General features: G+C 70.8%; 20 protein-coding genes and 1 pseudogene. 10 read left to right on the top strand and 11 right to left on the bottom strand.

Annotation, left to right across the window (positions count from 1 at the left end):
* The 4 genes from DK389_RS03540 to DK389_RS03525 form a co-directional block, all read right to left on the bottom strand.
* The gene (locus DK389_RS03540; RefSeq protein WP_109887463.1) at positions 1-1,290 is read right to left on the bottom strand and encodes a hemolysin family protein; all 1,290 of its coding nucleotides are present in this window, start codon (positions 1,288-1,290) and stop codon (positions 1-3) included.
* Positions 1,291-1,443: 153 nt separating this feature from the next.
* Positions 1,444-2,658 (bottom strand): MFS transporter, encoded by a 1,215-nt coding sequence (locus DK389_RS03535; protein WP_109887462.1) that lies wholly within the window; start codon positions 2,656-2,658, stop codon positions 1,444-1,446.
* 111 nt (positions 2,659-2,769) lie between these two features.
* Complete coding sequence (locus DK389_RS03530; protein ID WP_109887461.1) at positions 2,770-4,890, bottom strand: OmpA family protein; 2,121 nt, start codon at positions 4,888-4,890, stop codon at positions 2,770-2,772.
* A gap of 175 nt (positions 4,891-5,065) precedes the next feature.
* Positions 5,066-6,088, bottom strand: coding sequence for a DUF2865 domain-containing protein (locus DK389_RS03525; protein ID WP_109887460.1), 1,023 nt, complete (start codon positions 6,086-6,088; stop codon positions 5,066-5,068).
* Between the two features lie 143 nt (positions 6,089-6,231).
* Here DK389_RS03525 and DK389_RS03520 point away from each other — a divergent pair, with 143 nt between their 5' ends.
* On the top strand, positions 6,232-6,753 hold the full coding sequence (locus tag DK389_RS03520) for a CreA family protein (RefSeq protein ID WP_109887459.1): 522 nt from the start codon (positions 6,232-6,234) through the stop codon (positions 6,751-6,753).
* 19 nt (positions 6,754-6,772) lie between these two features.
* Here the strand turns inward: DK389_RS03520 and DK389_RS03515 are convergent, their stop codons facing one another.
* Positions 6,773-7,102 carry a hypothetical protein gene (locus DK389_RS03515; RefSeq protein ID WP_109887458.1) on the bottom strand — a complete coding sequence of 110 codons (330 nt, stop codon included), beginning with the start codon at positions 7,100-7,102 and terminating at the stop codon, positions 6,773-6,775.
* A gap of 233 nt (positions 7,103-7,335) precedes the next feature.
* On the opposite strand from DK389_RS03515, the gene cysS reads away from it, so the two are divergent.
* Positions 7,336-8,718, top strand: coding sequence for a cysteine--tRNA ligase (cysS, locus tag DK389_RS03510; RefSeq protein ID WP_109887457.1), 1,383 nt, complete (start codon positions 7,336-7,338; stop codon positions 8,716-8,718).
* Between the two features lie 200 nt (positions 8,719-8,918).
* Here cysS and DK389_RS03505 read toward each other — a convergent pair whose 3' ends face one another.
* Positions 8,919-9,521 (bottom strand): LOG family protein, encoded by a 603-nt coding sequence (locus DK389_RS03505; protein ID WP_109887456.1) that lies wholly within the window; start codon positions 9,519-9,521, stop codon positions 8,919-8,921.
* 234 nt (positions 9,522-9,755) lie between these two features.
* On the opposite strand from DK389_RS03505, the gene DK389_RS03500 reads away from it, so the two are divergent.
* The 5 genes from DK389_RS03500 to mscL all read left to right on the top strand — a co-directional run bounded on the left by DK389_RS03500 (position 9,756) and on the right by mscL (position 15,649).
* Positions 9,756-11,393, top strand: a complete 1,638-nt coding sequence (locus DK389_RS03500; protein ID WP_109887455.1) for a LysM peptidoglycan-binding domain-containing protein — start codon at positions 9,756-9,758, stop codon at positions 11,391-11,393.
* A 121-nt stretch (positions 11,394-11,514) separates the two neighbouring features.
* Positions 11,515-13,434 (top strand): ABCB family ABC transporter ATP-binding protein/permease, encoded by a 1,920-nt coding sequence (locus DK389_RS03495; RefSeq protein WP_109887454.1) that lies wholly within the window; start codon positions 11,515-11,517, stop codon positions 13,432-13,434.
* 106 nt (positions 13,435-13,540) lie between these two features.
* Positions 13,541-14,251: a phosphatidylserine decarboxylase gene (locus DK389_RS03490; RefSeq protein WP_109887453.1), complete on the top strand. Its 711-nt coding sequence runs from the start codon at positions 13,541-13,543 to the stop codon at positions 14,249-14,251.
* A 12-nt stretch (positions 14,252-14,263) separates the two neighbouring features.
* Complete coding sequence (locus tag DK389_RS03485; protein ID WP_109887452.1) at positions 14,264-15,109, top strand: CDP-alcohol phosphatidyltransferase family protein; 846 nt, start codon at positions 14,264-14,266, stop codon at positions 15,107-15,109.
* Positions 15,110-15,220: 111 nt separating this feature from the next.
* The gene (gene mscL / locus DK389_RS03480; RefSeq protein ID WP_109887451.1) at positions 15,221-15,649 is read left to right on the top strand and encodes a large conductance mechanosensitive channel protein MscL; all 429 of its coding nucleotides are present in this window, start codon (positions 15,221-15,223) and stop codon (positions 15,647-15,649) included.
* Here mscL and DK389_RS03475 read toward each other — a convergent pair.
* The 4 genes from DK389_RS03475 to DK389_RS03460 form a co-directional block, all read right to left on the bottom strand.
* The gene (locus tag DK389_RS03475) at positions 15,623-15,940 is read right to left on the bottom strand and encodes a hypothetical protein (protein ID WP_109887450.1); all 318 of its coding nucleotides are present in this window, start codon (positions 15,938-15,940) and stop codon (positions 15,623-15,625) included. The genes mscL and DK389_RS03475 overlap by 27 nt on opposite strands.
* A gap of 181 nt (positions 15,941-16,121) precedes the next feature.
* Positions 16,122-16,535 (bottom strand): DUF1236 domain-containing protein, encoded by a 414-nt coding sequence (locus DK389_RS03470; RefSeq protein WP_109887449.1) that lies wholly within the window; start codon positions 16,533-16,535, stop codon positions 16,122-16,124.
* A 150-nt stretch (positions 16,536-16,685) separates the two neighbouring features.
* Positions 16,686-17,426 (bottom strand): NepR family anti-sigma factor, encoded by a 741-nt coding sequence (locus tag DK389_RS03465; protein WP_109887448.1) that lies wholly within the window; start codon positions 17,424-17,426, stop codon positions 16,686-16,688.
* A gap of 126 nt (positions 17,427-17,552) precedes the next feature.
* Positions 17,553-18,380 (bottom strand): class II glutamine amidotransferase, encoded by an 828-nt coding sequence (locus DK389_RS03460; protein ID WP_109887447.1) that lies wholly within the window; start codon positions 18,378-18,380, stop codon positions 17,553-17,555.
* Between the two features lie 223 nt (positions 18,381-18,603).
* Between DK389_RS03460 and DK389_RS03455 the strand changes: the two are divergent.
* The 3 genes and pseudogenes from DK389_RS03455 (at position 18,604) to DK389_RS03445 (ending at position 23,640) form a co-directional block, all read left to right on the top strand.
* Positions 18,604-21,194 (top strand): annotated as a pseudogene (locus tag DK389_RS03455) (P-loop NTPase family protein).
* Between the two features lie 111 nt (positions 21,195-21,305).
* The gene (locus DK389_RS03450) at positions 21,306-22,532 is read left to right on the top strand and encodes a L,D-transpeptidase family protein (protein ID WP_236960579.1); all 1,227 of its coding nucleotides are present in this window, start codon (positions 21,306-21,308) and stop codon (positions 22,530-22,532) included.
* 202 nt (positions 22,533-22,734) lie between these two features.
* The gene (locus tag DK389_RS03445; RefSeq protein ID WP_418292004.1) at positions 22,735-23,640 is read left to right on the top strand and encodes an MBL fold metallo-hydrolase; all 906 of its coding nucleotides are present in this window, start codon (positions 22,735-22,737) and stop codon (positions 23,638-23,640) included.
* A 4-nt stretch (positions 23,641-23,644) separates the two neighbouring features.
* Here the strand turns inward: DK389_RS03445 and DK389_RS03440 are convergent, their stop codons facing one another.
* Complete coding sequence (locus DK389_RS03440) at positions 23,645-25,123, bottom strand: amino acid permease (protein WP_109887446.1); 1,479 nt, start codon at positions 25,121-25,123, stop codon at positions 23,645-23,647.
* Between the last annotated feature and the right edge of the window lie 38 nt (positions 25,124-25,161).

Genomic DNA, 25,161 nt, shown 5'->3' with positions numbered 1-25,161 from the left:
TCAGGCCGCCGAGGCGTCCTCCGTCAGGCGGGTCACCAGGATCTTGTCGACGCGCCGCCCATCGAGATCCACCACCTCGAAGCGCCACCCCGAGATGTCGCAGGTCTCGCCCGTCTCGGGCAGACGCTGCAGGCGCTCGATGACGAGGCCGGCCGCGGTCTCGTAGTCGCGGGAGGCTTCGAGCCTGATGCCGAGCTGGTCGGCCATCTCGTCGACCGGCATCCAGCCGGCGATCAGCCAGGACCCGTCCGCGCGCTGCACCGCCTCCGGCTCCGGATCCTCGGAGTGGAAGGCCCCCGCGATGGCGTCGAGGATGTCGGCCGGCGTCACCAGCCCATCGAAATGGCCGTACTCGTCGTGGACGAGGGCCATCGGCACCTCGGCCGCCTGCAGGGCGTTCAGCGCGTCGAGTGCGTCGAGGGTGTCGGGCAGGACCGGCGCGCGCCGGACGTGACGGCGCAGGTCGATGCCCTCGCCCGCCATCAGCGGCTTCACGAGGTCGCGCACCTGCACCACGCCGATCATGTTGTCGGCCCCGCCCTCCGCCACCGGCAGGCGCGAATGCGGGCTCGCCAGGATCGCGGCGCGGATCTCGTCGTCGTCGCGGTGAAGGTCGATCCAGTCGACGTCGGTGCGCGGGGTCATCACGCCGCGCACCGCCCGGTCGCCGAGGCGGAGCACGCCCGCGATCATCTTGCGCTCGCCGGTCTCGATCACGCCCGCGGTCTCGGCCTCGGCGACGAGGTGGCGGATCTCTTCCTCGGTGACGGCGCTCGCGCTCTCGGTCTCCTGGCCGATCAGGCGGAACACCGCCCGTGTCGAGGCATCGAGCAGCCAGACCGCGGGCTTGGCCACCCGCGAGACGAGGCGCATCGACGGGCTGACGAGGCAGGCGACGCCCTCGGGATCGCGCAGGGCGAGGTGCTTCGGCACGAGTTCGCCGATGATCACCGACAGGTAGGTGATGATCCCGATGACGAGGCCGTAGCCGATCGTGTCGGCCCAGCCCTTGGCGAGGCCCGCATCGACCAGAATGCCGGTCAGCCGCTCGCCGAGGGCCGCGCCCGAGACGGCGCCGGACAGGATGCCGACCAGGGTGATGCCGATCTGGACGGTGGAGAGGAAGCGTCCCGGCTCCTCCGCGAGCGCGAGGGCGGCGTGGGCGCCGCGGCGGCGCTCTTCGACCATCGAGCGCAGGCGGCTCTTGCGGGACGAGACGACGGCGAGTTCGGAGAGGGCGAACACGCCGTTGAGGGCGATGAGGGCAACGGCGACGGCAAGCTCGAGCACGGCTGCGGAACATCAAGCCGGAGCCGCCGATCGGGCGCGCCGGGCTTCCTCTGTTGATGACGGGCGGCGCTCTTGATGGAGGCCGCGCCCTGCCGGGTCAACCGGCCGAGCCGCGTTCCGATCCGCGGCCAACCGGAAACTGGCGCGTGCCGCTCACCCGGCCGGCCTCTGCAGCGGCGGCAGCCGCGAGAGGCGCAGGGCGACGGCGAGGGCGATCCCGTAGAGGCCGCCCACATACGCGACGACGCCCGGCCAGCCGGCATGGGCGAAGAACCAGCCGCCGGCCGTGCCGAGCACCGACGAGCCGAGATAGTAGAGGCTGAGATAGACCGAGGAGGCCTGCGCCCGGTCGCGCAGCGCGCGCCGGCCGATCCAGCTGCTCGCCACCGAATGCGCGCCGAAGAAGCCGATCGTGACGACGGCGATGCCGGCGATGATGACGGCGAGGTTGTCCGAGAGCGTCATCAGGATGCCGACGAGAGCGAAGGTGATGGCGAGCCACAGCACCTTGCGCCGGCCGAGCCGGCTCGCGATCTCGCCCGTCACGGCCGAACTCGCCGTGCCTGCGAGATACACGACGAAGATCGCGCCGATCGCCGCCTGGCTCAGGGAGAAGGGCGGGTCGAGCAGCCGGAAGCCGATGTAATTATAGACGCAGACGAAGCCGCCCATCAGCAGGAAGGCTTCCGAGAACAGCCACGGCAGGCCGGCATCCCGGAAATGCTGGGCGAAGGTCCCGGGCACCTCGCCCCACCGCATCCGGTGGGGCGTGAAGTGGCGCGATTCGGGGAGCGCCCGCCAGAAGGTGATGGCGGCGATGAGCGCCAGCACGCCGATCGTTCCGAGGCCGAGCCGCCAGGAGCCGAAATCGGCGATGACGCCCGCGATCAGCCGCCCGACCATGCCCCCGAGGGCGTTGCCGCCGATGAGCAGCCCCATCGACAGCCCGATCGCCCGGCCGTGCATCTCCTCGCTCAGATACGCCATCGCGACGGCCGGCAGGCCGCTCGCGGTGAGGCCGGTGAGCGCCCGCAGGATGAGGAATCCGTGCCAGCTCGGCACGAGGCAGGCGACGATGGTGAGGATCGCCGAGGCGAACAACGAGATCGTCATCACGGGCTTGCGCCCCCAGACCTCGGACAGCGGGCTGACGATGAGGAGGGCGATGGCGAGCGTCGCGCAGGGGAGTGAGAGGGCGAGGCTGCTCTCGGCGGGCGAGACGTGGAAATCATCCGCGTATACCGGCAGCAGGGGCTGCACCCCGTAGAGGACGGCGAAGGTCGAGAACCCGGCGGCGGCCAGCGCCACGGTGGTGCGCCGGAAGACCGGCGTCCCGGCCTCGATCAACCGGTCGTCCGGCTCCGACATGGTTCCTCGCTGGCGCTGTCCCGAGAGCGGCCCCGTTTGGTCGCCGCGGGCGGGCGCGTCAACCGCGGACGGGAGGCGCGCCCCTCCCGCGCGGGGAGGGGCGCGCGAGCCTCAGCGCGGGGGCTCGCCCTGGGCCTGACCCTGCTGGATCAGCGGCGTGATCCGCCGGACGGTCACGCGCCGGTTCTCCCGAGAGGCCCCTTGCGTGTTCACCTTCAGGTACTGCTCGCCGTAGCCCTGCGTGGTCAGGTTCTCCGGCGGCACCTGGAATTGCTGGGTCAGCACGGTCGCCACCGATTGCGCCCGGCGGTCCGACAGGGACAGGTTGTCGACGTCGGCCCCGACTGCGTCGGTGTAGCCCTCGATCAGGAACACCTCCTGCGGGTTGTTGCGGATCGCCTGGTTGATCGCCTGCGCGATCGTGGAGAGGCGCGCCGCCTGGTCCGGCGTCACCGTGAACGAGCCGGTGTCGAAGTTGATCGTGTCGATGTCGACGCTGCGCATGCGGGCACGCAATTGCGGGCTGTAGCGCACCTGATCGAGCGTGTAGCGCCCCTCGATCGGCACCACCGGCGGCGCGGTCAGGGCCTCGTAGACAGATCGCTCGTCCGCGCCCTCGTAATCCACCACGTAGCGCTCGCGGGGGATGCGGATGTCCGGCGGCGGCAGCACGACGACGTCCTCGTAGATCGGGCGCGGGCGCCCGCCGAAGGCATTGTCGATGATCACCACCTCGCGCCCGTCGCGGAAGCGGCGGGAGCGGCGCAGGAGCCGCCCGTCGTCGTCGACCACCGTGACGATCTGCTCGCCGCCCGGCCGGTCGAGGTAGGTCACGGTCTCGCTGCCGCGCCGCTCGCTGCGGTAGCGGCCGCGGTCGAGATCGCGGAAGCGCTCGTTCTCGTCGTGGCGGATGAAGTAGCCGTCGCGGTCGCGCACGATGATGCGGCCGGGCTCGCGGATGTAGGTGCGCCCGCCCTCGTTGAACTCGCGCCGGTCTCGCCGGATGCGCTCGTAATCGCGGACGTCCTCGTCCTCCTGGCGGAAGCCGCCCGGCACGTAGCCGGGGCGGCCCGGCTGGTTGAAGCTGTCGCGCCGGTCGCGGTCGCGGTCGCGGTCGCGCTCGTCGAGGCGGGCGCCGCCGGGCTGGTCGGGCGCCACACCCTGCGGCGGGACCGGGCGGCCCGGCAGACCGGGCTGGGCGTTCGGCGCGGTGGCGGGTGCGCCGCGATTCTGCGCGCCGTCCGGCGGCGCGGCACCGGGCTGACCGGGCTGCACGGGACGCCCCGGCACGCCCGGCTGGGCGTTGGGGGCGGGCGGCTGCGCGCTGGGAGGCGGGGTGCCGGGCTGGCCGGGCGCCACGCCCTGCGGTTGGACCGGCCGACCCGGCACGCCGGGCTGGGCATTCGGGGCGGCGCCGGGGCCGCCGGGCGGCGCGGACGGTTGGCCGGGCGCTGGGGACGGATTCCCGGGCTGGACGGGTCGTCCCGGCACGCCGGGCTGGGCGTTCGGGGCGGCGCCGGGACCGCCCTCGCGGCGTCCGCCCGGCTGCGCCGGGGCGTCCGGTGCCGCGTTCGGCTGGACCGGTCGGCCGGGCGTTCCGGGCTGCGCGTTCGGCACGGCCGCCGGCGGTTGGCCGGGCGTGCGCTGGGCCGGCGGCTCGGCACCCGGCGCGCGGCGTCCGGGCTCGGGCGTTTCGCGGCGCTCCTCGTTGCGCTCCTGGCGGCGCTCGGTCGGCGCGGCGGGGCGCTCCGGTGCGCGCTCGCGCTGGGCTGGCGGCGCGGCGCGCTCGGCGGGGGCCCGCTCCGGCGTCCTCTCGGGCGCGCGCTCGCGCTGGGCAGGCGCCTCCCGCGGCTCGGGCCGCTCTTGGCGTTCCTGACGCTCAGGACGTTCCTGGCGCGGCTGCGGCCGCTCCGGCGCCGCACGCTCCGGCCGGGGCTCGGGCCGCTCGGGTCGTTCCGGACGCTCGGGCCGCTCGCGCGCGGCGGGCGGGGCGGCGCGTTCCGCCGGGGCGCGCTCGGGGCGGCCGCCGCCGGGCGGACCACCCCGCGGACCCTCGCCGCCGCCGCGGGGACCACCCTCTCCGCCGCCGCGCGGCCCGCCCTCGCCGGGCCCGGGCTGGCCGCTCTGGGCGAGTTGCAGGATCCCGTCCGCCGCCCGCGAGACCTCCGGACCCGCCAGGAGCAGGCCGGGCAGAACGGTGCCGGTCAGGAGCAGGAGTCGGGTCTTCCGCATCGGAACAATCTCACGCTTCGGGTTCGGACGGCGCCGAACGGGGTCGGGCGCGATATGGTTCCCGGGAGCGCGAGGTCAAATTTCCGGAGCGCGAAACGGGCCCCTGAGAGAGTCCTTTCGCCTGTGATCACAAAGTCTTGCGCGAGACCTCCCTGGGTTCCCGCGCGGGCCGCCGCTAGGGCGTGCCGGTCCGGGTCGGGACCGCGATCACGTTGGGGGCGATCACCCGGATGGCGGGCTTGGTATCCGCGGCGGCTGAATCCGTCGAGGCGGTGGTGGCCGGCGCGCCGTCCGCGGCGCTCCCCTCCGCGCCCGGCGCCCCCGTCCGGCCGGCCGCGTCCGCCGCGAGTCCGGCAGCGGTCTTGTCGGCGCGCCCGACTAGCGTCAGGCGCACCTTCGGCCGGGACAGCGCCTCGGCCTGCATCGGCGTGACGAAGATGTCGCCCTTGTGCCGCACGAGCATGCTCTCGGCCTTCACGAGGGATTGCGCCCAGGTCTGCCCCTCCTTCTTGCAGGAGCAGTTCGGCACGAAGGCCTTCTGAAACTTGAAGGCGTTCGGCAGCGAGGCGTAGGAGCGCCGGCCCTGGATGGTGGCGGCGTGCTTCAGGGCGTCGTCGCCGTGCGGCATCGAGTAGGCGGCGGATTCGGTGCCGGGGCAGAGCGCCTGGCACATCTCGTTCGCGCCCTCGCGCCCGTCCGGCAGGTTCGGCATCGGGAAATAGGCGCCGTCGCAGGTGCGCACGCAGATCACCTGCGCGCCGCCCCGGGCGTACTGGCCGGCCGGCGACCCGTCGGGGTTGGTCGGCAGGTCGCCGCAGGAACTCGCCACCGCCGCCTGGAGCTGGCGCCGGCGCGCGGCGACCACCTCGCCGTTCTCGCCCCCGTAGCCGGCGTTCAGGGCGCGGATCCGCTGCTCGACGGCGCCGCATTGCGGGGGCCGCGTGTCGAAGAACAGGAACCGGCCGCCCTCGCAATTGAGCGTGCGGTAATAGGCTTCGAGGCGGGAGATCTCACCCTGCAGTGCGCGGGCGACGTTCGCATTGTTGCTCAGGCTCGTCAGCTCGGCGCGATAGCGCTGGCAGGCCGGGTTCGGGGCCTGCTGCTGCGCGCTCGCCGGCAGCGGCGCGAGCAGCGCGGCGAGGACGCTGGCGGCGAGCGTGCGGGCGAGCTGACGAATCTGAGATCGGATCAGCGGCATGGCTCTGTCGATGACGGGTCCGGCCCGAACGCCGGATACGGAACGCGGGCGTTCGAGGCTTAACATATTTTTACGCGGCCTCGCGGCTCAGGGACACCCTCCCTACATGCGCCACGGTGCATCAGCGGGGGAAAGGTTGAACCATGTGGCTTCGGAGTCTCACAGGCGCGGTCGGCGCGGGCCTCGTCGCGCTCGCTAGCCTCTCTGCGCCGGCGATGGCGGCCGACGATCCCGACCGGATCTTCGACAAGTCGACTGTGTGGCGGCCGCTGACGCCGAACGACAAGCTCGTCGTCTACGGCATCGACGACCCGATCGTCGGCGGCGTCGCCTGCCACTACACGCAGCCCGAGAAGGGCGGCATCAAGGGCACGCTCGGCCTCGCCGAGGACGTCTCGGACATCTCGCTGGCCTGCCGGCAGGTCGGCCCGGTCCAGTTCAAGGACAAGTTCAAGCAGGGCGAGGTGGTGTTCAGCGAGCGGCGCTCGCTGATCTTCAAGTCGATGCAGATCGTGCGCGGATGCGACGCCAAGCGCAACACGCTGATCTACATGGTCTACTCGGACAAGGTCATCCAGGGATCGCCGAAGAACTCGACCTCGACGGTCCCGCTGATGCCCTGGGGGACGGAGCCGCCGCCGAAATGCGCCGACTTCCTGAAGTGAGGCCGCGCGGCGGCCGCCCTCAATCCTGGCAGGTGATGCGGATCGGGCGCTCGTCGCGCTTCGGGGAGGGCACGGTGTCGATGGCGCCGGTGTAATCCTCCTGCGCGGCGATGCCGTAGGAGGCCGCCGCGGCGAAGCCCTGCGACTCGCACCACGCGTTGGCGACGACCTGGCCGCACTCGCTCTGGCCCCCGGTCAGGCAGTCGCCGACGCCGTAGCCCTCGCTCGACGGGATCAGGAAGGTGCGCTCGACGGGGGCGGCCTCGGTTCCGGCGCGCGCGGGCTGCGCGACAGCGGTGAGAAGAAGAGCGCCGAGAAGAGCGCTGAGGCCGGCAGCCGTGCGACGCATGAAGGTCTCTCCTGACCAAATCATCCACAATTGCGCTGAAGGTCCGACGGGACGGTAAACAAAGGCTTTCGATCGTCGGTCGCGCATCTCTTCGAGCGGCCGGGCCCGAGGCCCGTCGTCGTTCTCGAAAAGCTCACCGTTTTGGGTTAGCGCAGGAGAGCCGGCAGGGCCGTCGCTCCCGCGCAACAGGGGCGGGCGACCGGCCGGCGACCGAAGGGACGAGAGTGGGTTTCATGGCCTCGATGTTGCGGCTCTACAACACGCTGACCCGCGAGAAGGCGGTCTTCGTGCCGATCGATCCCGCCCATGTGCGCATGTACGCCTGCGGGCCCACGGTCTACGACGCGGCCCATATCGGCAACGCGCGCCCGATCATCGTCTTCGACCTGCTGTTCCGGCTGCTGCGCCATCTCTACGGCGCTGCGCAGGTGACCTACGCCCGCAACGTTACGGACGTGGACGACAAGATCAACGCGCGGGCCCTGGAGCGGGGCGTCACGATCCGCGAATTGACGGACGGCACCCTCGCCGCCTTTCACAAGGACATCCGCGCCCTCGGCGTCCTGATGCCGGAGGATGTGAACCGGCCGGGAGAGCGCCCCAGCTTCATCGAGCCGCGCGCCACCGACCACATCGTCGAGATGGTGAACCTGATCGAGGGTCTGGTCGCGGCCGGTCACGCCTACGTGGCGGAGGATCACGTCCTGTTCGACGTGCCCTCGATGCCCGATTACGGCGCGCTCTCGAAGCGTCCTCTCGACGAGATGGAGGCCGGCGCCCGTGTCGAGGTCGCGCCCTACAAGCGCTCGCCCCTCGATTTCGTGCTCTGGAAGCCCTCCAAGGCGGGCGAGCCCTCCTGGCCGTCACCCTCGGGGATCGCGGCGCCAGGCCGGCCGGGCTGGCACATCGAGTGCTCGGCGATGTCCTGGAAGCATCTCGGGACCACCTTCGACATCCATGCCGGCGGGATCGACCTGATCTTCCCCCACCACGAGAACGAGGTCGCGCAGTCGCGCTGCTGCTTCGGCACCGACGTGATGGCCAATGTCTGGCTGCACAACGGCTTCCTGCAGGTCGAGGGCGAGAAGATGTCGAAGTCGCTCGGCAACTTCGTGACGCTCCGCGAGGTGCTGAACGACTGGCCCGGCGAGGTGGTGCGACTCGCGATGCTCAAGACGCATTATCGTCAGCCGATCGACTGGACGCTGCGGGGCCTCGAAGACGCCGCCCGGATGCTGGAGCGCTGGTACGGCCTGGTCGGCGATGCCCAGGCCGTCGCCGTGCCGCCCGATGCGGTCCTCGAGCCTCTGCTCGACGATCTGAACACCGCCGCGGCCCTGGCCGAGATCCACCGCCTCGACGATCCGGCCACGCTGAAGGCCGGCGCCAACCTGCTCGGCTTCCTGGCGCAGACCCGCTCGGAGCGCGAGGCGGCGAGCGTGCGTGCCTCCGGCGTCGACGTCTCGGCCGTGGAGAGCCTGATCGAGGCCCGCCGCGCCGCCCGCGCCGCCCGGAACTGGCCGGAATCGGACCGCGTCCGGGATGCGCTCGCCGCAATGGGCGTGACCGTGAAGGACAACAAGGACGGGACGACGACCTGGAGCGTCGTACCGTGACGGGCACGGCCGACCGGCCGCCGATGCGAGAGAGCTGCCGACACGCCGCTCGGAGATCCACCGGCCGGCGCGACCGGCCCCCTCTCCCGTTCGGGAGAGGGCTGGGGTGAGGGGTGCGACCGCTCCGGAGTTGTCGCATTCCTCACACGGTCGGCTCACACCGCGTCGACCTCTCCCGAACGGGAGAGGTGCGGCAGTAATCAGAACCGCTCCTTGATGAACTCCTCGGCCTCCGGTGCCGGCTCGCGGCGGGCGGCTTCCCGGCGCAGCATCGGCACGACATCGGCCGCGTCCTTCGCCACGAGGTAGTTCAGGTCGAGGCCCTCGCGGATGAAGCCGTGGCCGCGCATGTGGTCGAACAGCGTCAGGAGCGGGCGCCAGAATTCGGCGATCGAGACGAGCAGGATCGGCTTGGCGTGCTGGCCGAGCTGCGCCCAGGTCAGCTGCTCGACGAGTTCCTCCAGCGTGCCGATGCCACCGGGCAGCGCCACGAAGGCGTCCGAGCGGTCGAACATCATGCGCTTGCGGGTGTGCATGTCGCCGACCACGACTGTCTCCTGGATGTCGTCGAGCATGCGCTCGCGCGACTTCAGGAAGTCCGGGATGATGCCGGTGACATGGCCGCCGCCGTCGAGGACGGCGCGGGCGACCGTGCCCATCAGGCCGACATTGCCGCCACCGTAGACGAGGCCGATTCCGGCCGCGGCCAGCGAGCGGCCGAGCGTCTCGGCGGCCTGCCGAAATGCCGGATTCTCGCCGAATCCCGAGCCGCAATACACGCAGACCGTCTTCACCGGCGCCATCCGGCGTCCTCCTGTCTCAGTTCGCCGCGCCTCCGCCGGCCCGTGCGCGTTCCTCGCGTCCGGCTGTGCCAAACTGCTGAATATGCGCGGGATTCACCCCTACCTGGGCGTCGGCGGCTTGGTGTCTCGGTCATGTACGTTAATATGCCGCGACCAGTCGACGGTTTTGTCAGTGCCCCGCGCGTGTCCGCGGCAGGCCGCCCGGCCCCGTCGACGCCACGGGAGTAGGACGCCATGACGGCGGAGTTGCGGCGGAGTCTCGGTCTCGCGGGCATCGGCCTGCTGGGCGGGTTCCTGCTCGTGGTCGGCCTGTTCGGAGCCGGCGAGTTCATGAAGCGGGCGACAGAGCCGGCACGCGCGCCGCAAACGGACGCGCGCCCGCCGGTCGCCGCGCTGGAGACGCCCGCGGGCCGCGGCACCGCCAGCGAGCCCGATGCGGCCTCCGAGGCCTCAGGCAAGGCTCGGGCCGGTTCCGCTGGCGCGGCACCGGACGCGAAGCCTCTCGCGAACCTCTCGCCCGATGCGATGCCGGGCATCGCGCCCGAGGCGAAGGGGGAGCCGCGCAAGCCCGCGGCCGCCGGCCCGGAGAGCGGCCCGAGCTTCGACCTGATCCGCGTGGAGCCGGACGGCGAGGCCGTGGTCGCTGGGCGCGGGTTGCCGAACACCTCGGTCGAGATGCTCGTCAACGGCAAGATCGTGGCCCGGGCCCTCGCCGATCCCAACGGGCAGTTCGCCATCGTGCCGCCCGCGCTCCCGCCGGGCAACAGCGAGATCGTCCTGCGCTCGACCGGGTCGGAGGGTCGCGAGACGCGCTCGAAGCAGAGCGTGGCCGTCGTGGTGGCGCCGACGCGCGACACCAAGCCCCTCGTCGCCCTGACCTCGCCCGATCAGCCGACCGTCGTGCTCTCGCAGCCCGAGGCCAAGAACGAGGTGGCGGAAGCCCGGCCCGGAGCAGAGCGCGCGCCTGCCGGCGCGCCGCGCGGTGATCCCCGCGCCGCCGAAGCGAGGGCGAAGACAGAGGCGCAGGGCGCCAACCCGGTCAAGATCGTCAGCGTCGACGCGCAGGAGAACGGGCGGCTGTTCATCACGAGCCGGGCGACGCCGGGCTCGACCGTGCGCCTCTACCTCAACGACACGCTGGTCGCACCGGGCAGTGTCGGCCACGACGGGACCGTGACCTTCACGATCGGCCGCGGCGTGCGCCCGGGCGATTACAAGATCCGCATCGATCAGGTCGATACCGTCACCGGCAAGGTCCGGGCACGCTCCGAGGTCGCCTTCAACTACCCGGTTCCCGCCCGGGTCGCGAGCCGGGAGCCCGAGGCTGCGGGCCTGCCCGCACCGGCCTCGCGGCCCGCCGCCGAGCCGCCCGGCCCGACGGCCGCCGCGGAGCCGAAGCCGCCTTCCGCCACGGCGAGCGGCCCCCACACGCCCGCTCCGCCCGGCCCGCGGGAGAGGCCACACGCACAGGCAGGGCCGCAGGCGGATGCGGGGCCGCAGGCGCATGCACGGGCGGACGCGACGCCGCGGGCCGAGGCGGCGCCGGGTGCGGCCGCGCCCGAGGACCGGGCCGCCGTCGCCACCGCCCCGGCGCAGGGGGGCGTGCAGATGTCCGCGCAGGTCGAGACGCCGGCGGCGCGGTCCGAGGGGACGCCGGGCGTGTTCGTCGCCGAGATCAGCACCGCCCGGATCACCCGCGGCGACAGCCTTTGGCAGATCAGCCGTCGCACCTACGGCAAGGGCGACCGCTACACGGTGATCTACGACGCCAACCAGCAGCAGATCCGCGATCCCGACCTGATCTACCCAGGACAGATCTTCGTCCTGCCGACCGACGACGGCACGGCGCAGCGGCAGAAGAAGCGCGGCTGAGCATGGGCGGGGCCCACGCCCCGTCCTGCCCGCAGGGCGGCCCTGCCGGGACGGAGCGTGCATGCGGGGGCGGGCGCGCCTATATGCCGGCCGAGCACCCGCATTCCCGGACATGTCACCCATGAGTTCCGATTCTGGCCCGGCCGCGCCGCCCGAGCGCCCCGGCCTCGTCACCACCTATCGCCGGCTCTGGCCCTATCTCTGGCCCCACGGCCGGCTCGACCTGCAGCGGCGCGTCTTTCTCGCCTTCGGCCTCCTGCTCGTCGCCAAGCTCGCGACGATGGTGGCGCCCTTCACCTTCAAATGGGCGACCGACGCCCTCGTCGCCGCTGCCAATGCCAAGCCCGGCGAGGCCCTGCCCACCGGCCTCTTCGCCGCGCCGGTGCTGATGATCGCGCTCTACGGTCTGGCGCGCATCGTGATGAGCGCATTGACGCAGGTGCGGGACGGGCTCTTCGCCAAGGTCGCGATGCATGCCGTGCGCCGGCTCGCGCTGGAGACCTTCGAGCACATGCACCGCCTGTCCCTGCGCTTCCACCTGGAGCGCAAGACCGGCGGGCTGACGCGCGTTCTGGAGCGGGGCCGCGGCGGCATCGAGGAATTGTCGCGGCTGATGGTGCTCACCCTGGTGCCGACCATCGTCGAGTTCGTGCTCGTGATCGGCGTCCTCGCCTACGAGTTCGACTGGACATACTCGGCCGTCGTGCTGGTGACGGTGCTCGCCTATCTCGGCTTCACCTACAAGGCGACGGAGTGGCGGATCGCGATCCGGCGCCGGATGAACAATTCCGACACCGAGGCCAATACCAAGGCGGTCGACTCCCTCCTGAACTTCGAGACGGTGAAGTATTTCGGCGCGGAGCGGCGCGAGACCGAGCGATACGACGCCTCGATGGCGAAGTACGAAAAAGCCTCGACCCAGACCTACGTCTCGCTCGCCGTGCTGAATGCGGGTCAGGCCGTCATCTTCACCATCGGCATGACGATCGTGATGTGGCTGTCCGCGCGCGACATCATGGCCGGGCGGACCACGATCGGCGGGTTCGTGCTCGTCAACACGATGCTGATCCAACTCTCGATGCCGCTCAACTTCATGGGCATGATCTACCGCGAGATCAAACAGGCCCTGATCGACATCGACGACATGTTCCGGATCCTGCACCGCAACCCCGAGATCGCGGACCGCCCGGGCGCACCGGCCCTGCGCGTCGCGGAAGCTGCCGTGCGCTTCGAGGACGTGCGCTTTGCCTACAACCCGGACCGGCCGATCCTGCGCGGGGTCACCTTCTCGGTCGCCCCCGGCAGGACGGTCGCCATCGTCGGTCCCTCGGGGGCCGGCAAGTCGACCCTGTCGCGGCTGCTGTTCCGGTTCTACGAGACGCAGGGCGGCCGCATCACGATCGACGGGCAGGACATCGCGCAGGTCCGGCAGGACAGCCTGCGCGCCGCCATCGGCATGGTTCCGCAGGACACGGTCCTGTTCAACGACACGATCGGCTACAACATCCGCTACGGCCGCTGGGACGCGAGCCTCGAGGAGGTTCGCGAGGCCGCCCGCCTCGCCCAGATCGACCGCTTCATCTCCGGCCTGCCGGAGGGCTACGACACGCCGGTCGGCGAGCGCGGGCTGAAGCTGTCGGGCGGCGAGAAGCAGCGGGTCGCGATCGCCCGCACCATCCTGAAGGGGCCGCCGATCCTCGTCCTCGATGAGGCGACCTCAGCGCTCGATTCCTTCACCGAGCGCGAGATCCAGGACGCCCTCGAACGGGTGTCGCGGGGACGCACCACCCTCGTCATCGCGCACCGCCTGTCCACCGTCGTCAACGCCGACGAGATCATCGTGCTCGACCGCGGCCTCGTCGTGGAGCGGGGCGACCACCCGAGCCTGCTGGCGAGGGGCGGCGTCTACGCGGCCCTGTGGAGCCGCCAGCGCGAGGCCGACGAGGCCCGCGAGGCCCTCAAGCGCGCGGAGGACGAGGACGACCTTCCGGGTGCCGCGGAGCCCCGCATGCGCGCGCCCGAGCCGCTGCCCGCCGAGTAGGGGGCGGGGCCCCGGCCCGGCGTGGCGGTTGACGGAATCCCCGGGGCTGCCATCCGGCCCCGCCGGGGCGCGTGCTGCCGGCGAGAGCAGGAGTGCCTGAACCTCCATGACCGATCTCTTCGAGACGATCCGCCGCGTCCTCGTGCCGATCCACAAGGAGGGCTATCCCTTCATCCTGATCGGCATCGTGCTGACGGTGCTGGCGGGCTACTTCTCGCAGTTCTTCGGCTGGATCTTCCTGATCCTCACCCTCTGGGTCTGCTACTTCTTCCGCGATCCGGAGCGCGTCACGCCGGTGGCCGAGGGCCTCGTGGTCTCGCCGGCGGACGGGCGCGTGAACCTGATCGCGACCGTGCTGCCGCCGCCGGAACTCGACCTGCCGCAGGTGCCGATGACCCGGGTCTCGGTTTTCATGAACGTGTTCGACTGCCACGTGAACCGGGTGCCTGTGACGGGCCGGATCGGGCAGATCCACTACACGCCGGGCCTGTTCCTCAACGCCGAGCTCGACAAGGCGAGCGAGGACAACGAGCGCAACGGCCTCGTGATGGAGACCCTGCACAAGGGCGCGCCGGTGCGCATCGGCGTGGTGCAGATCGCCGGCCTCGTCGCACGCCGCATCGTCGGTTTCGTGGCGGCGGGCGATTCGCTCCAGGTCGGCGAGCGCTTCGGGCTCATCCGGTTCGGATCGCGGGTCGACGTCTACCTGCCGGCCGGAACCCGCGTCCTCGTCGGGCTCGGCCAGAAGGCGGTCGCGGGCGAGACGGTGCTCGCCGATCTCTCGGGTGGTCCCGAGCGGACCTTCCGCCGGATCTGAGGGGAGGCCCCGATGGACGATCTGTTCCCGCCCTTCGCGCCGGACCCGAACGAGCCGAAGCCGCGCCGCTTCAAGCCGGTGCCGTTCCGGATGATCGCGCCGAACATGATCACCCTGATGGCGCTTTGCCTCGGGCTCACCGCGATTCGCCTCGCCTTCGAGGGCAAGTTCGAGCCGGCCGTGATCGCTATCGTGGTGGCAGCGCTCCTCGACGGCGTCGACGGGCGCGTCGCCCGTCTCCTCAAGGGCACGTCGCGCTTCGGGGCCGAACTCGATTCGCTGGCCGACTTCGTCAATTTCGGCTGCGCGCCGGCCTTGATCCTCTACGGCTTCGCGCTCTTCCACTTGCGCTCGGTCGGCTGGATCGTGGCGCTGATCTTCGCGATCGCCATGGGCCTGCGGCTCGCCCGCTTCAACGCGATGCTAGACGATCCCGACCGGCCCGAGTGGAAGAAGGACTATTTCGTCGGTATGCCGGCGCCTGCCGGCGCGCTGACGGCGATGCTGCCGCTCTACCTGCACTTCCTCGGCTTCTCGTTCGAGAAATGGGCGGCGCCGCTGGTCCTCGTCTACCTGCTCGCCATCGCCCTCCTCGTCGTCTCAACAGTGCCGACCTTCTCCGGCAAGACCATGGGCAAGCGGGTGCCGCGCGGGTGGGTTCTGCCGATCTTCCTTCTCGGCGTCGCGATCTTCGGCATCGCCATCAGCTTCCCCTTCGAGGTGATGGTCGCCGTCAGCCTCGCCTATCTCGCGGTGATTCCAGTCGGCGCGATCCAATATCGTCGCCGGGCGAAACTGGAATCGCTGAGCCGCCCGGTCCTGCCGGACGAGCCGACAACCGGTCCTCAGGCTCCGTGACCGGGCCGCGATTGGGCGTGGATGGAATGTCCACGGCCTGTTGCGGTGCGATCATCTTGCCTAAGCTCGCATGGGTCGCGAGAAGTGGCCCTGTCGATGCGGAGGGGTGCGATGCTGGAGGAATTCAAAAAGTTCGCGCTGCGCGGGAACGTGGTCGATCTCGCCGTTGGCGTGATCATCGGCGCGGCCTTCGGGGCGATCGTCACCTCCGCCGTGCAGGACGTGTTCATGCCGGTCATCGGAGCGATCACCGGCGGTCTCGACTTCTCGAACTACTACGTTCCGCTCTCGTCGAAGGTGCAGAGCGGCCTCGCCTATGCCGAGGCCAAGAAGCAGGGCGCGGTTCTCGGCTATGGGCAGTTCGTCACCGTCGCCATCAATTTCACCATCGTCGCCTTCGTGCTGTTCCTCGTCATCCGCGCCATGAACAAGCTGCAGACCCGTGAGGAGCAGAAGCCCGAGGCCGTCGCCGAGGTGCCGGCGGACGTGAAGATCCTCGGCGAGATCCGCGACCTACTTGCCACTCGCCCGCGCCCCTGACGCGGCCGGGTCCGGCACGCGGCCGCCGGCCTTGGCATCGGGGTCGAGGCCGAAGGCGTCGAGGATACGCTCGAGGGCGCCTTCGACCGCGATCGTTCCTTCCTCGTGCGTCTTCAGGCGCGTCTCGAGGCGCTTGATCTGCGGCTCGAACGCCTGCGGCACCGCCTCGTCGCCGAGATATTGCGGCTTGCCGGCATCGACATTGTAGACCGTCCGCAACTGCTGGCCGAGGTGATCCCGGACCGGCTCCGGCAGGACGGGATCCGAAGCAGCGTCCTCGTCGTCACGCATCGTCTGGATCTCCCGTTACTTGACGACAGAAACGTGTCGGCAAGGTCAGGCGTTGCGCAGCGGCGACAAAGAAAAGCTCAGACCGAGCCTCTGCTCACGGCCTCGTGTAAACGACGAAGGCCCCGGCGCGGCGCGCCGGGGCCTCCAGTCCGGACGGCGCCCGGTGGGCGCCGCGATCCGGTCAGTCGATGACTTCGACGATGCGGTGGCCGCGATCGACCAGCACCGGGCGATCGTTCACGACCGTATAGCGGTAGCCGGGCTTCACGCGATAATCGTCCGGCACCTCGTAGTAGGTCACGCCGCTGCTCGGCAGCGTGGTGCCGACCGCCACGCGTCCATCGTAATCGTAGGAGCGGACGCGACGCTCGTTGACGTAGCTGCGGAAGCGCGGACGGTCATCGACACCGAGGATGCCGCCGACCGTGCCCGTCGCGGCACCGACCGCACCACCGACGATCGCACCCACCGGGCCCGCCGCGTCGCCGCCGTCGCGAGCGCCCTGCTCGGCACCGCGCACGAGGCCCTGGGCCTGGGCCGCCATCGGCAGCGCGAGGGCGATCGCGGAAGCCGCGAGAAGGGTCTTGACGTTCATAGAAAACTCTCCGTTTCCAAGGGACCGCCGCGCCAGGGTACGAACCCGTCTGCACAGCGGAGCTTGGGCCGGTAACGCGCGATCCTTCGAAAGGGATGCGTCGAAATTTCCTATGCCTAAAATTTGGTCAAGCCGATCCGCGGGCCGCGTTCAGGCCTCCTTCGGCATCGCCGACTGGATGAACCGGTCGGAGCCGAGATCCTCTTCGTCGTAGCCGAGAAGCTCCGCGAGACGACCGCGCGCGCGGCTGACGCGGCTCTTCACCGTCCCGACCTTGCAGCCCATGATGGTCGCCGCCTCCTCGTAGGAGACGCCCTCCGCGCCGACGAGGACGAGGGCCTCGCGCTGGTCCGGCGGCAGCTTGGCGAGCGCGCTCTGCAGATCCTCGACGTCGAGGCGGTCGCCCTGGTGCGGGGCCGTCGCGAGCCGGGCGGCGTAGGAGCCGTCCTGATCCTCGACCTCGCGCACGCGCTTGCGATGATCCGAGTAGAAGATATTGCGCAGGATCGTGAACAGCCACGCATTGAGGTTCGTGCCCGGCTGGAAGCGAGCCCGGTGCTGCCAGCCCTTCAGCAGCGTGTCCTGCACGAGATCGTCCGAGCGGGCGGGATTCGAGGTCAGCGAGAGCGCGAAGGCGCGCAGGCTCGGCACGGCCGCGAGCAGCCCGTCGCGGAAATCGGGCTCGACGGCCTCGCCCTGCGCACGCAGGGCCGCTTCGAGCTTGTCGATCAGCTCCACGAACCGGTTCGGCATCTCCGCCTGTCCGATCGCCTCGTAGGCGGTGCGCAGGTGGTCGCCGAGATGGGTGCGGATGCTCGCCGACAGGTTGGGCCGCGCGTCCGCGTCCCGGTCCGGGTGGTCGGGGATTGTCTGAATCTCGTCGCTTCGCATGGCTCGTCTGGGAATGTTTGATCTTGGGCGCCGTCCGGTGGTCCTGGTCCGGAAGGCCTCTGGTTGACGTCTTTGTAGCGCATCGTGCCCCTGCGCGCACCTTCCGGAGGTCCGCGCCGGGGGCGATCAACAGGCGTGCGGCGCGCTTAAGGGGGCCGCGAGCGTGCGGGCTGGCGCGTGGCCGGGCTTGATGAGGCGGATGCCGCCGTCGCGCAGGACGAGCACGTCGCCCTTGTCGAGGTCGGTCCAGGTCTCGTCACGGGTCAGGGCCTGCGTGGCGATCACGGTGACGATGTCGCGCTCCGTCGTCTCCTGCGCGAAATCGACCCGCCAATCCTCGTCGACGAGGGTCGCCGTGCCGAAGGGCGCGCAGCGCGTCAAGTAACAGAGGCGCTTGCCGCAATGGGCGTAGAGGGAGCGGCTGTCGGACAGGAGCATGTTGAAGACGCCGCGCCCGTGCAGCTCGGCACACAGGTCGGCGACCGCCCGGTCGAGGGCGGCGGGCTTCGGCAGGGCGCGCCAGCGACACTGGAGCTGGCCCATCATCCAGCAGAAGGCGTGCTCGCTGTCGGTCGTCCCGATCGGGTGGAAGCCCGTCAGCGGCAGCCGTTTCACGCCCTTCAACTGCCCGTTGTGCGCGAAGGTCCAGCGGCGGCCCCAGAGTTCGCGGGCGAAGGGATGCGTGTTCTCCAGCGAAACCCGCCCGCGATTCGCCTTGCGCACGTGCGCCACCACGATGCGGCTCTTGATCGGGTAGTTGCGCAGGAGCTTGGCGAGTTCCGACCGGGCGCTCGGCTCCGGATCGTGGAAGGTCCGGCAGCCCCGTCCCTCGTAGAAGCTGATGCCCCAGCCATCCGCGTGCGGGCCGGTCTCGCCGCCGCGTCGCGCCAGCGCGGCAAACGAGAAGCGGATATCGGTTGGCACGTTCGCGCTCATGCCGAGCAATTCGCACATCGTGGGGTGTCGGAGATCGGGTGAAGGACAGCGGACAGCGAGATGTAGAAGTCTCGGCGCCTCCGAACAACCGCCGCGCTTCACCGCGCGACGACTTCGCTCGGCGTGATGCCGATCAACCGAGGCGATGCTCGAAACGCCGGCGGGTGCGCCGCCGCGCTTTGCGAGCTCCCACCTGCACCATTAAGACCGCCCTGGACCCGAGCTCGATCCACGGACGGCGATGGAACGCGATCCGATCCTCTACGCGTGGCGCGCGGCGCCCCGCCGCCACGCAGCCGCGGTCGCCCTCGCGCTCGGACTCGGGGGCCGCTCGCCGCGCTAGCGCTCCTCTGCCTTCGCGACCTCGCCGACACGCTGGGCCGCGACACGGCCGCGATCCTGCCCTACCTCCGGTTGTCCATCCCGACCCTGAGCGGCGAGGTTCTGCTCGCGGAGGGCTGGTCGCTGACGCCGGTCGCCCTCGAACTTGCCGCCTTCCTGACGCTCGCCGGTACCGCCCTCGCGCTCGCCGCTCTCGGCTGGGTGGTGGCGCGACTGTGCTTCTCCGCCGAGGCGCGGGCCGCCTGGCACCTCCGCCGGTCGGCGACCGACGCGATCCTGCACGCGCCCGTCGGCGCCCGCGACGAGGCGCGCAACCTCGCGCATCTCGTCGGCGACCTGCTCGGGCGGATCGATGGGCTTCTGGCGGTCGGGATCCTGGTTCCCGCGCTGACGCTCGGGGCGATTCTGATGGCGGGGCTGGCGGCGCTTCTCGCGGCGCCCCGCCTCCTGCCGGTCGCCGTCGTCGGCCTCCTCGCCTCGGGCCTCGCCGGCGCCCTCATCCTGCGGAGCGGGCGGGCTCGGGCGGCACTGCGGCGGAACGTGAGCGGGCTCGCGGAGCGAGCCCTGGTCGATCTCGTGCGCCGTCTCCCCGCCGTGCGCAGGCACGGGGCCGCCGCGCAGGAGCGCGCGCGGCTCCGCGCGAAGGCGGTGGCGAGCCGCGGCGCGCTCGGTCGGGCGGAGGCGCGCCTCGCCTACGCGCGGGCGCCCGCCGCGGCGCTCGCCGTGCTGCTGCCGGCGCTGGCGCTCGGCGCGGCCATGTGGCGAGGCGGCGGGGCGCCGGGCTCCGCCCCCGCTTCGCCCGTGACGCCGGGCGCCCTCGCTGCCGCGGGCGGCGCCTTCGGCCTCGCCGCCCTGCTGGTCGCGGTGTCGCTCCGGCTCTGGTTCCTGAGGGCCGACGTCGCTCCGGCCTTCCGCGAGATCGCGCGGGCGCTGAGCGATCTGGAGCGACGCCGGCCGCGCGGCACCGCCCACCCCGTCGCCGTACCGGAAGCCGGCCCGCTCGCGCTTTCGGGCGTGAGCGCCTACGAGCCGACCTCGGGCGAGCGCCTCGTCGGCGCCGATCTCGTCCTGCCGATGCCGGCGCATACCGCCGTCACGGGCGGGCGCGGCAGCGGGGCGCGGGTGCTCGCCGGCGTTCTCGCGGGCCAGCTCGAGCCGACGGTCGGCTCGGTCACCTTCGACGGGCTCGACATGCGGACCTTCGACCCGGCCGAGCGCGCCCGCCGGATCGCCTTCGCGTCGGGCGAGGCGATCCTCATAGAGGGCACGCTGCGCCAGAACATCCTCTACGGCACCGACCCAGCCGCGGCGATCCAGGAGCCCGTCTTCGTCGAGACGCTGCGCATCACGGGCCTCGACAGCTTCGTCTACGCACGCGGCCTCGTCGGCCGCATCGATCCGGCCGCGGATCCGGACCTCGCCGGCGCCGTCGTCGCCGCCCGCCAGGCCGTGCGAGCGGCGCTTGCCGCAGACAACGCGGAGCGCCTCGTCGAGCCCTTCGATCCCGACCGCTACAACCACCAGGCGACGGTGGGCGAGAACATCCTGTTCGGCGAGGCGGTCGGCACAGCCTTCGCGTCAGGCAACCTCGGCCGCCACCCCTACCTGCGGGCCGTGCTGGAGGCGGAGGACCTGACCCGCCCCCTCGTCGAGATCGGCCTTCAGGTCGCGCGGAGCACGGTGGAGATCTTCGCCGACCTCCCGAACGACCATCCGCTCTTCGATGCCTTCTCGCTCTTCCCGGCCGCCGAGCGGGCCTATTTCGAGGATCTCGTCGCCCGTCAGTCGGAGGCGAGCGGCTGGCGCCGCGGTCCGGCCGGGCAGCGCGACCGGGAGCGGCTCATCGGCCTGTCACTCCGCTACAGCGAGACGCGCCACCGCTTCGGGCTGATCGACCCGCCCTTCGAGGAGCGTCTCGTCGCGGCGCGCCGCTCCTTCGCGGCGATGCTCCCCATTCACTTGACGGGCCAAGTGGAATTCTACGATCCCGCCCACGTCAATTCCGCGGCGAGCCTGGAGGAGAACCTTCTTTTCGGCCGCATCGCCTACGGCGAGGCCGGCGCCGAGGCCCGCGTGCGCGCCCTCGTGCGGCAGGTGCTGGCCGACGAGGGTTTGGAGCGGGCGGTCTACCGGCTCGGCCTCGAGAGCAGCGTCGAGCCCGGCCTTCCAGGCACGGGCAGCAGCCTTGGGGAAGGGGCCATCGGTCCGCGCGAGCGAATCGCGATCGACCTCGCGCGCTGCCTGATCCGGGACCCGGACATCCTCGTGGTCGCAATCCTCCTCGACGAGCGCAAGGCCGAGGATTTCCGCGAGCGGCTCGCCCGGCTGCGCGCCGCCCGCGCCGGCCGCGGCCTCGTCGTCTGCCTGCCCGAGGCCGCGGATCTCGCCGCGCTGCCCCCGTTTCACGCGGTGGCGCGGATGGCCCGCAACACGGTGTCGATGGAAGACGAGCCGCACAGGACGGATTTGGCCGCCGTGCCAGTCATTTGACGTGGGCGGGCGGCCTCAACCGCGCCGCATTGCGCCGCCACGCTCTCGAATCGTGCGCGCTTCGCGCCGCACCGCCGGGCCGCCCGGTGCCTTCGTCTCCTCGGGCCGCTCATGCTTCCTGCCAAAGCCGGACAGCTTCTTCGCGCCGAAAGCCTTCTCGTGCTGTGCGTGTGGCTGCATGCGGGGGATGCGCGGGCGCAGAACGCCAAGGCCGAGGCGCCGATCCCGGCGGCGACCCTCGCGTTGATGGCCGCCAAGGGCACCAGCGCCTCCGCGCCCGTGCTGTTTCGCGCCTTCAAGAAGGAATCCGAGATCGAGGTCTGGAAGAAGACGGCCGGCGGCCGCTTCGTCCACCTGAAGACCTTTCCGATCTGCCGCTGGTCCGGCCAGCTGGGGCCGAAGCGCAAGAACGGGGACCGGCAGACGCCGGAAGGGTTCTACAGCGTGGCCAAGGGCCAGATGAACCCGAATTCCCGCTACTACCTGTCCTTCGATGTCGGCTACCCCAACGCCTTCGACCGCGCCCATGGCGGCACCGGCTCCGCCGTGATGGTCCACGGCGTCTGCTCCTCGATGGGGTGCTTCGCCATGACCGATCAGGTTGTGGGCGAGATCTACGCCATCGCCCGCGACGCGTTGGCCGGCGGGCAAGCGGCGTTCCAATTTCAATCCTACCCGTTCCGGATGACGGCCTCGAACATGGCGCGCCACCGCACGGACCCGAACATCGCGTTCTGGCGGCAGTTGAAGGAAGGCTTCGACCGGTTCGAGGCGACGGGAGACGAGGTTCAGGTGAGCGTCGAGGGTGGCCGCTACGCGTTCGCACCGGTGAAGGATCCGGCCAAGGAACGCGCCGTCGCGATCCGGCGCGCGGCTGAGGAGGCGCGCATCGCCGCCCTCGTCGACGATGGCGCGGCGGCGGTCCGGACGACCTATTCGGACGGCGGGCAGAACGCCTTCTGGGCGGCGCTCGCCTCGAAGGGCGTCTCGCTCGGGGAGGTCAGCCGGCCGGAAGCGCTCGCCTATGCGGGGCAGGAGGTCGTGGTGATCCCAGCGCGCCGGCCGACTGCGCCGATCCCGGAAGCGACCTGGGCCGCCTGGATCGCGCCCGGCACCGGCCTATCGTTCGATCGGGCCTCGGCCCGGTTCGTCGCGGCCTACGAGCGCGCGCCGGACCCTTTCGCACCGGTCGCCGCGACCTACGCGGAGACGCTGCCCCTGCTGGTCCGCCTCGCGCTCGACGCCGCCCCGAGCGCCGATCGCGCCGGTCATTCGAGCGGCGCCTGGGCGGGAATGGCCAATCCGCTCGGGGCGTCCGGGCGACTGGCGCAGCGCTGAGACGAGGCGGGAAAACCGGAATGAAGAGCCAGCGTCGTGTGCGCGCACGCACATCCGGGACGAACCGGAATTCCCACCTCAAAGGGCATCGAGAGCGCGAGGCGCTACCCACCCGCCGGCCGAGCCGTCCAAGTGCATTGACGCCGTCGCGTCGAATGGGTCCTGATCGTGAGGGATCAGGAGAGTTGGTAAAACGACCCCGATGATGATGTCGAAACGTCCTACCCCAGACAGCGCCCTGACGCTGCGATTCTGGGGTGTCCGCGGCTCCACCCCGGTCAGCGGACCCGATTACGTCGAGTTCGGCGGCAGCACTCCGTGCCTGGAGATCCGCTGCGGCGAGCGCCTGTTCCTGATCGACGCTGGATCGGGCCTGTACAATTGCGGCCAGTTCCATCGGGAAACGCTTCCGAAGTCGGTCGACCTCCTGTTCAGCCACCTGCATCTCGACCACACCGGCGGCCTGCCCTTCTTCAAGCCCGCGGTGTTCGATCCGGAACGGACCGTCCACACCTATTGCGGCAATCTCGACGGCGCGTCCGCCGAGGAAGCCCTCGGGCGCCTGTTCGCGCCGCCGCTCTTCCCGGTTACACTCGACGTGCTGCCCTGTACGCTCAAGCACCACGGCTTCAAGGCTGGCGAGACGCTGACCTTCCCGGACGGCATGCAGGTCGACACGATCCTCCTCAATCATCCGCAGGGCTCGGTCGGCTATCGCTTCCAGCACGGCGGCAAGCGCCTCTGCGTGATCAGCGACATCGAGCACAGCGATCCCTGGCCCGACCCGGCGCTCAAGGCGTTCGTCGCGGGTGCCGACCTGATGGTCTACGACGGCATGTTCACGGATTGCGAGTATCCGACCTGCCGGGGCTGGGGCCATTCTACCTGGCAGAAGGGCGTCGAGCTCGCCCGCGCGGCGAACGTGAAGGCGCTCGGGATCATCCACCTGCATCCCTGCCATTCGGACGCCCGTCTGCGGAGCGTCGAGGCCGAGATGCAGGCCGAGATGCCCGCCGCCTTCATCGCCCGCGAGCGTCAGGTGGTCGAGGTGGGCGCGCCGGTGCGCAAGGTCCGCAGCAAGGGCCTCGCGCTCGCGGCGATCGCCTGACGCGTCACGCCTTCCCGGCCGCTTCCTCGCGGCCGATGCGGCTGTGGCGGCGGCTCCAGGCGAAGTAGATCACGAGCCCGATCCCGAGCCAGACGACCAGGCGGATCCAGGTCTCGCCGTCGAGGGAGACCATCATCGCCCCGCAGCTCACGATGCCGAGGATCGGCACCAGCGGCACGAGGGGCGTCCGGTACTCGCGCTTCGCGTCGGGCTGGGTGCGCCGGAGGATGATCACGCCAAGGCAGACGAGGACGAAGGCCAGCAGGGTGCCGATGCTCGTCATGTGGCCGAGCTGGCTGATCGGCAGGAAGCCGCCGAGGGCGCCGGTGAAGACCATGAAGAACAGGTTCGAGCGGTAGGGCGTCTTCCATTCCGGGTGAATGCGCGAGAACAGGCCGGGCAGCAGCCGGTCCTGGGACATCGTGTAGAAGACCCGGCTCTGGCCGAGCAGCAGCACGAGGATCACGGTCGAGAAGCCGGCGATGATGCCCAGCGTCACGAGGTTCTTGAGCCAGGGAAACGGCGTCTGCGCAATCGCGGTGTTCACCGGCGCCGCGTCGCCGCGCATCGCGTCGTAGTGGACGAGGCCGGTGAGCACGCCCGCGAACAGGATGTAGATGACCGTGCAGATCGCGAGCGACCCGAGGATGCCGATCATCATGTTCCGCTGTGGGTTCTTGGCCTCCTGCGCCGCGGTCGAAACCGCGTCGAAGCCGATATAGGCGAAGAACACCACGCCAGCGGCACGCATGATCCCGCTCCAGCCGTACTCGCCGAAGGTCCCGGTGTTGTCGGGGATGAAGGGCACGTAATTGGCGGGCTTGATGTAGAACACGCCGACGCCGATCACCGCCGCCACGACGGCGAGCTTCACCATCACGATCACCGCGTTCACCCGCGCCGATTCCCGGATGCCGATCATCAGGAGGTAGGAGCAGGCGCAGATGATGAGGATCGCCGGCAGGTTGACGAGGCCGTGCGCGGTGCTGCCGTCCGCGAGCTGATAGGTCTCGAAGGGCGAGTGGACGAGGTTGCCCGGCAGGTCGATCCCGAACTCGTGCAGGAAGCGCACGACGTATTTCGACCAGCTGACCGACACCGTCGCGGCGCCGACCGCGTATTCGAGCACGAGGTCCCAGCCGATGATCCAGGCGACGAACTCGCCCATCGTTGCGTAGGCGTAGGTGTAGGCCGAGCCCGCCACCGGGATCATGCCCGCGAGCTCGCTGTAGCACATGCCGGCGAACGCGCAGCCGATTGCCGCGATGGCGAAAGAGATCACGACTGCCGGTCCGGCATGCTCGGCCGCGGCGATGCCGGTGAGCGAGAACAGGCCCGCCCCGATCACGGCGCCGATCCCGAGGCCGATCAGGCTCCACGGCCCCAGGGTCCGCTGCAGCTTGTGCTCGCCGGCCTCCGCATCCGCGTTGAGACGGTCCAGGGATTTCGTTCGCAGGAGGTCGCTCGTCAGGCCGGCCGTCATTCCGTCTGTCCCTTGCTTCGCATGCGGGCCTGCGCCCT

Source organism: Methylobacterium durans (assembly GCF_003173715.1).
In the GTDB taxonomy this organism is placed as follows: domain Bacteria; phylum Pseudomonadota; class Alphaproteobacteria; order Rhizobiales; family Beijerinckiaceae; genus Methylobacterium; species Methylobacterium durans.
This window is presented reverse-complemented; position numbering and strand designations above follow the sequence as displayed.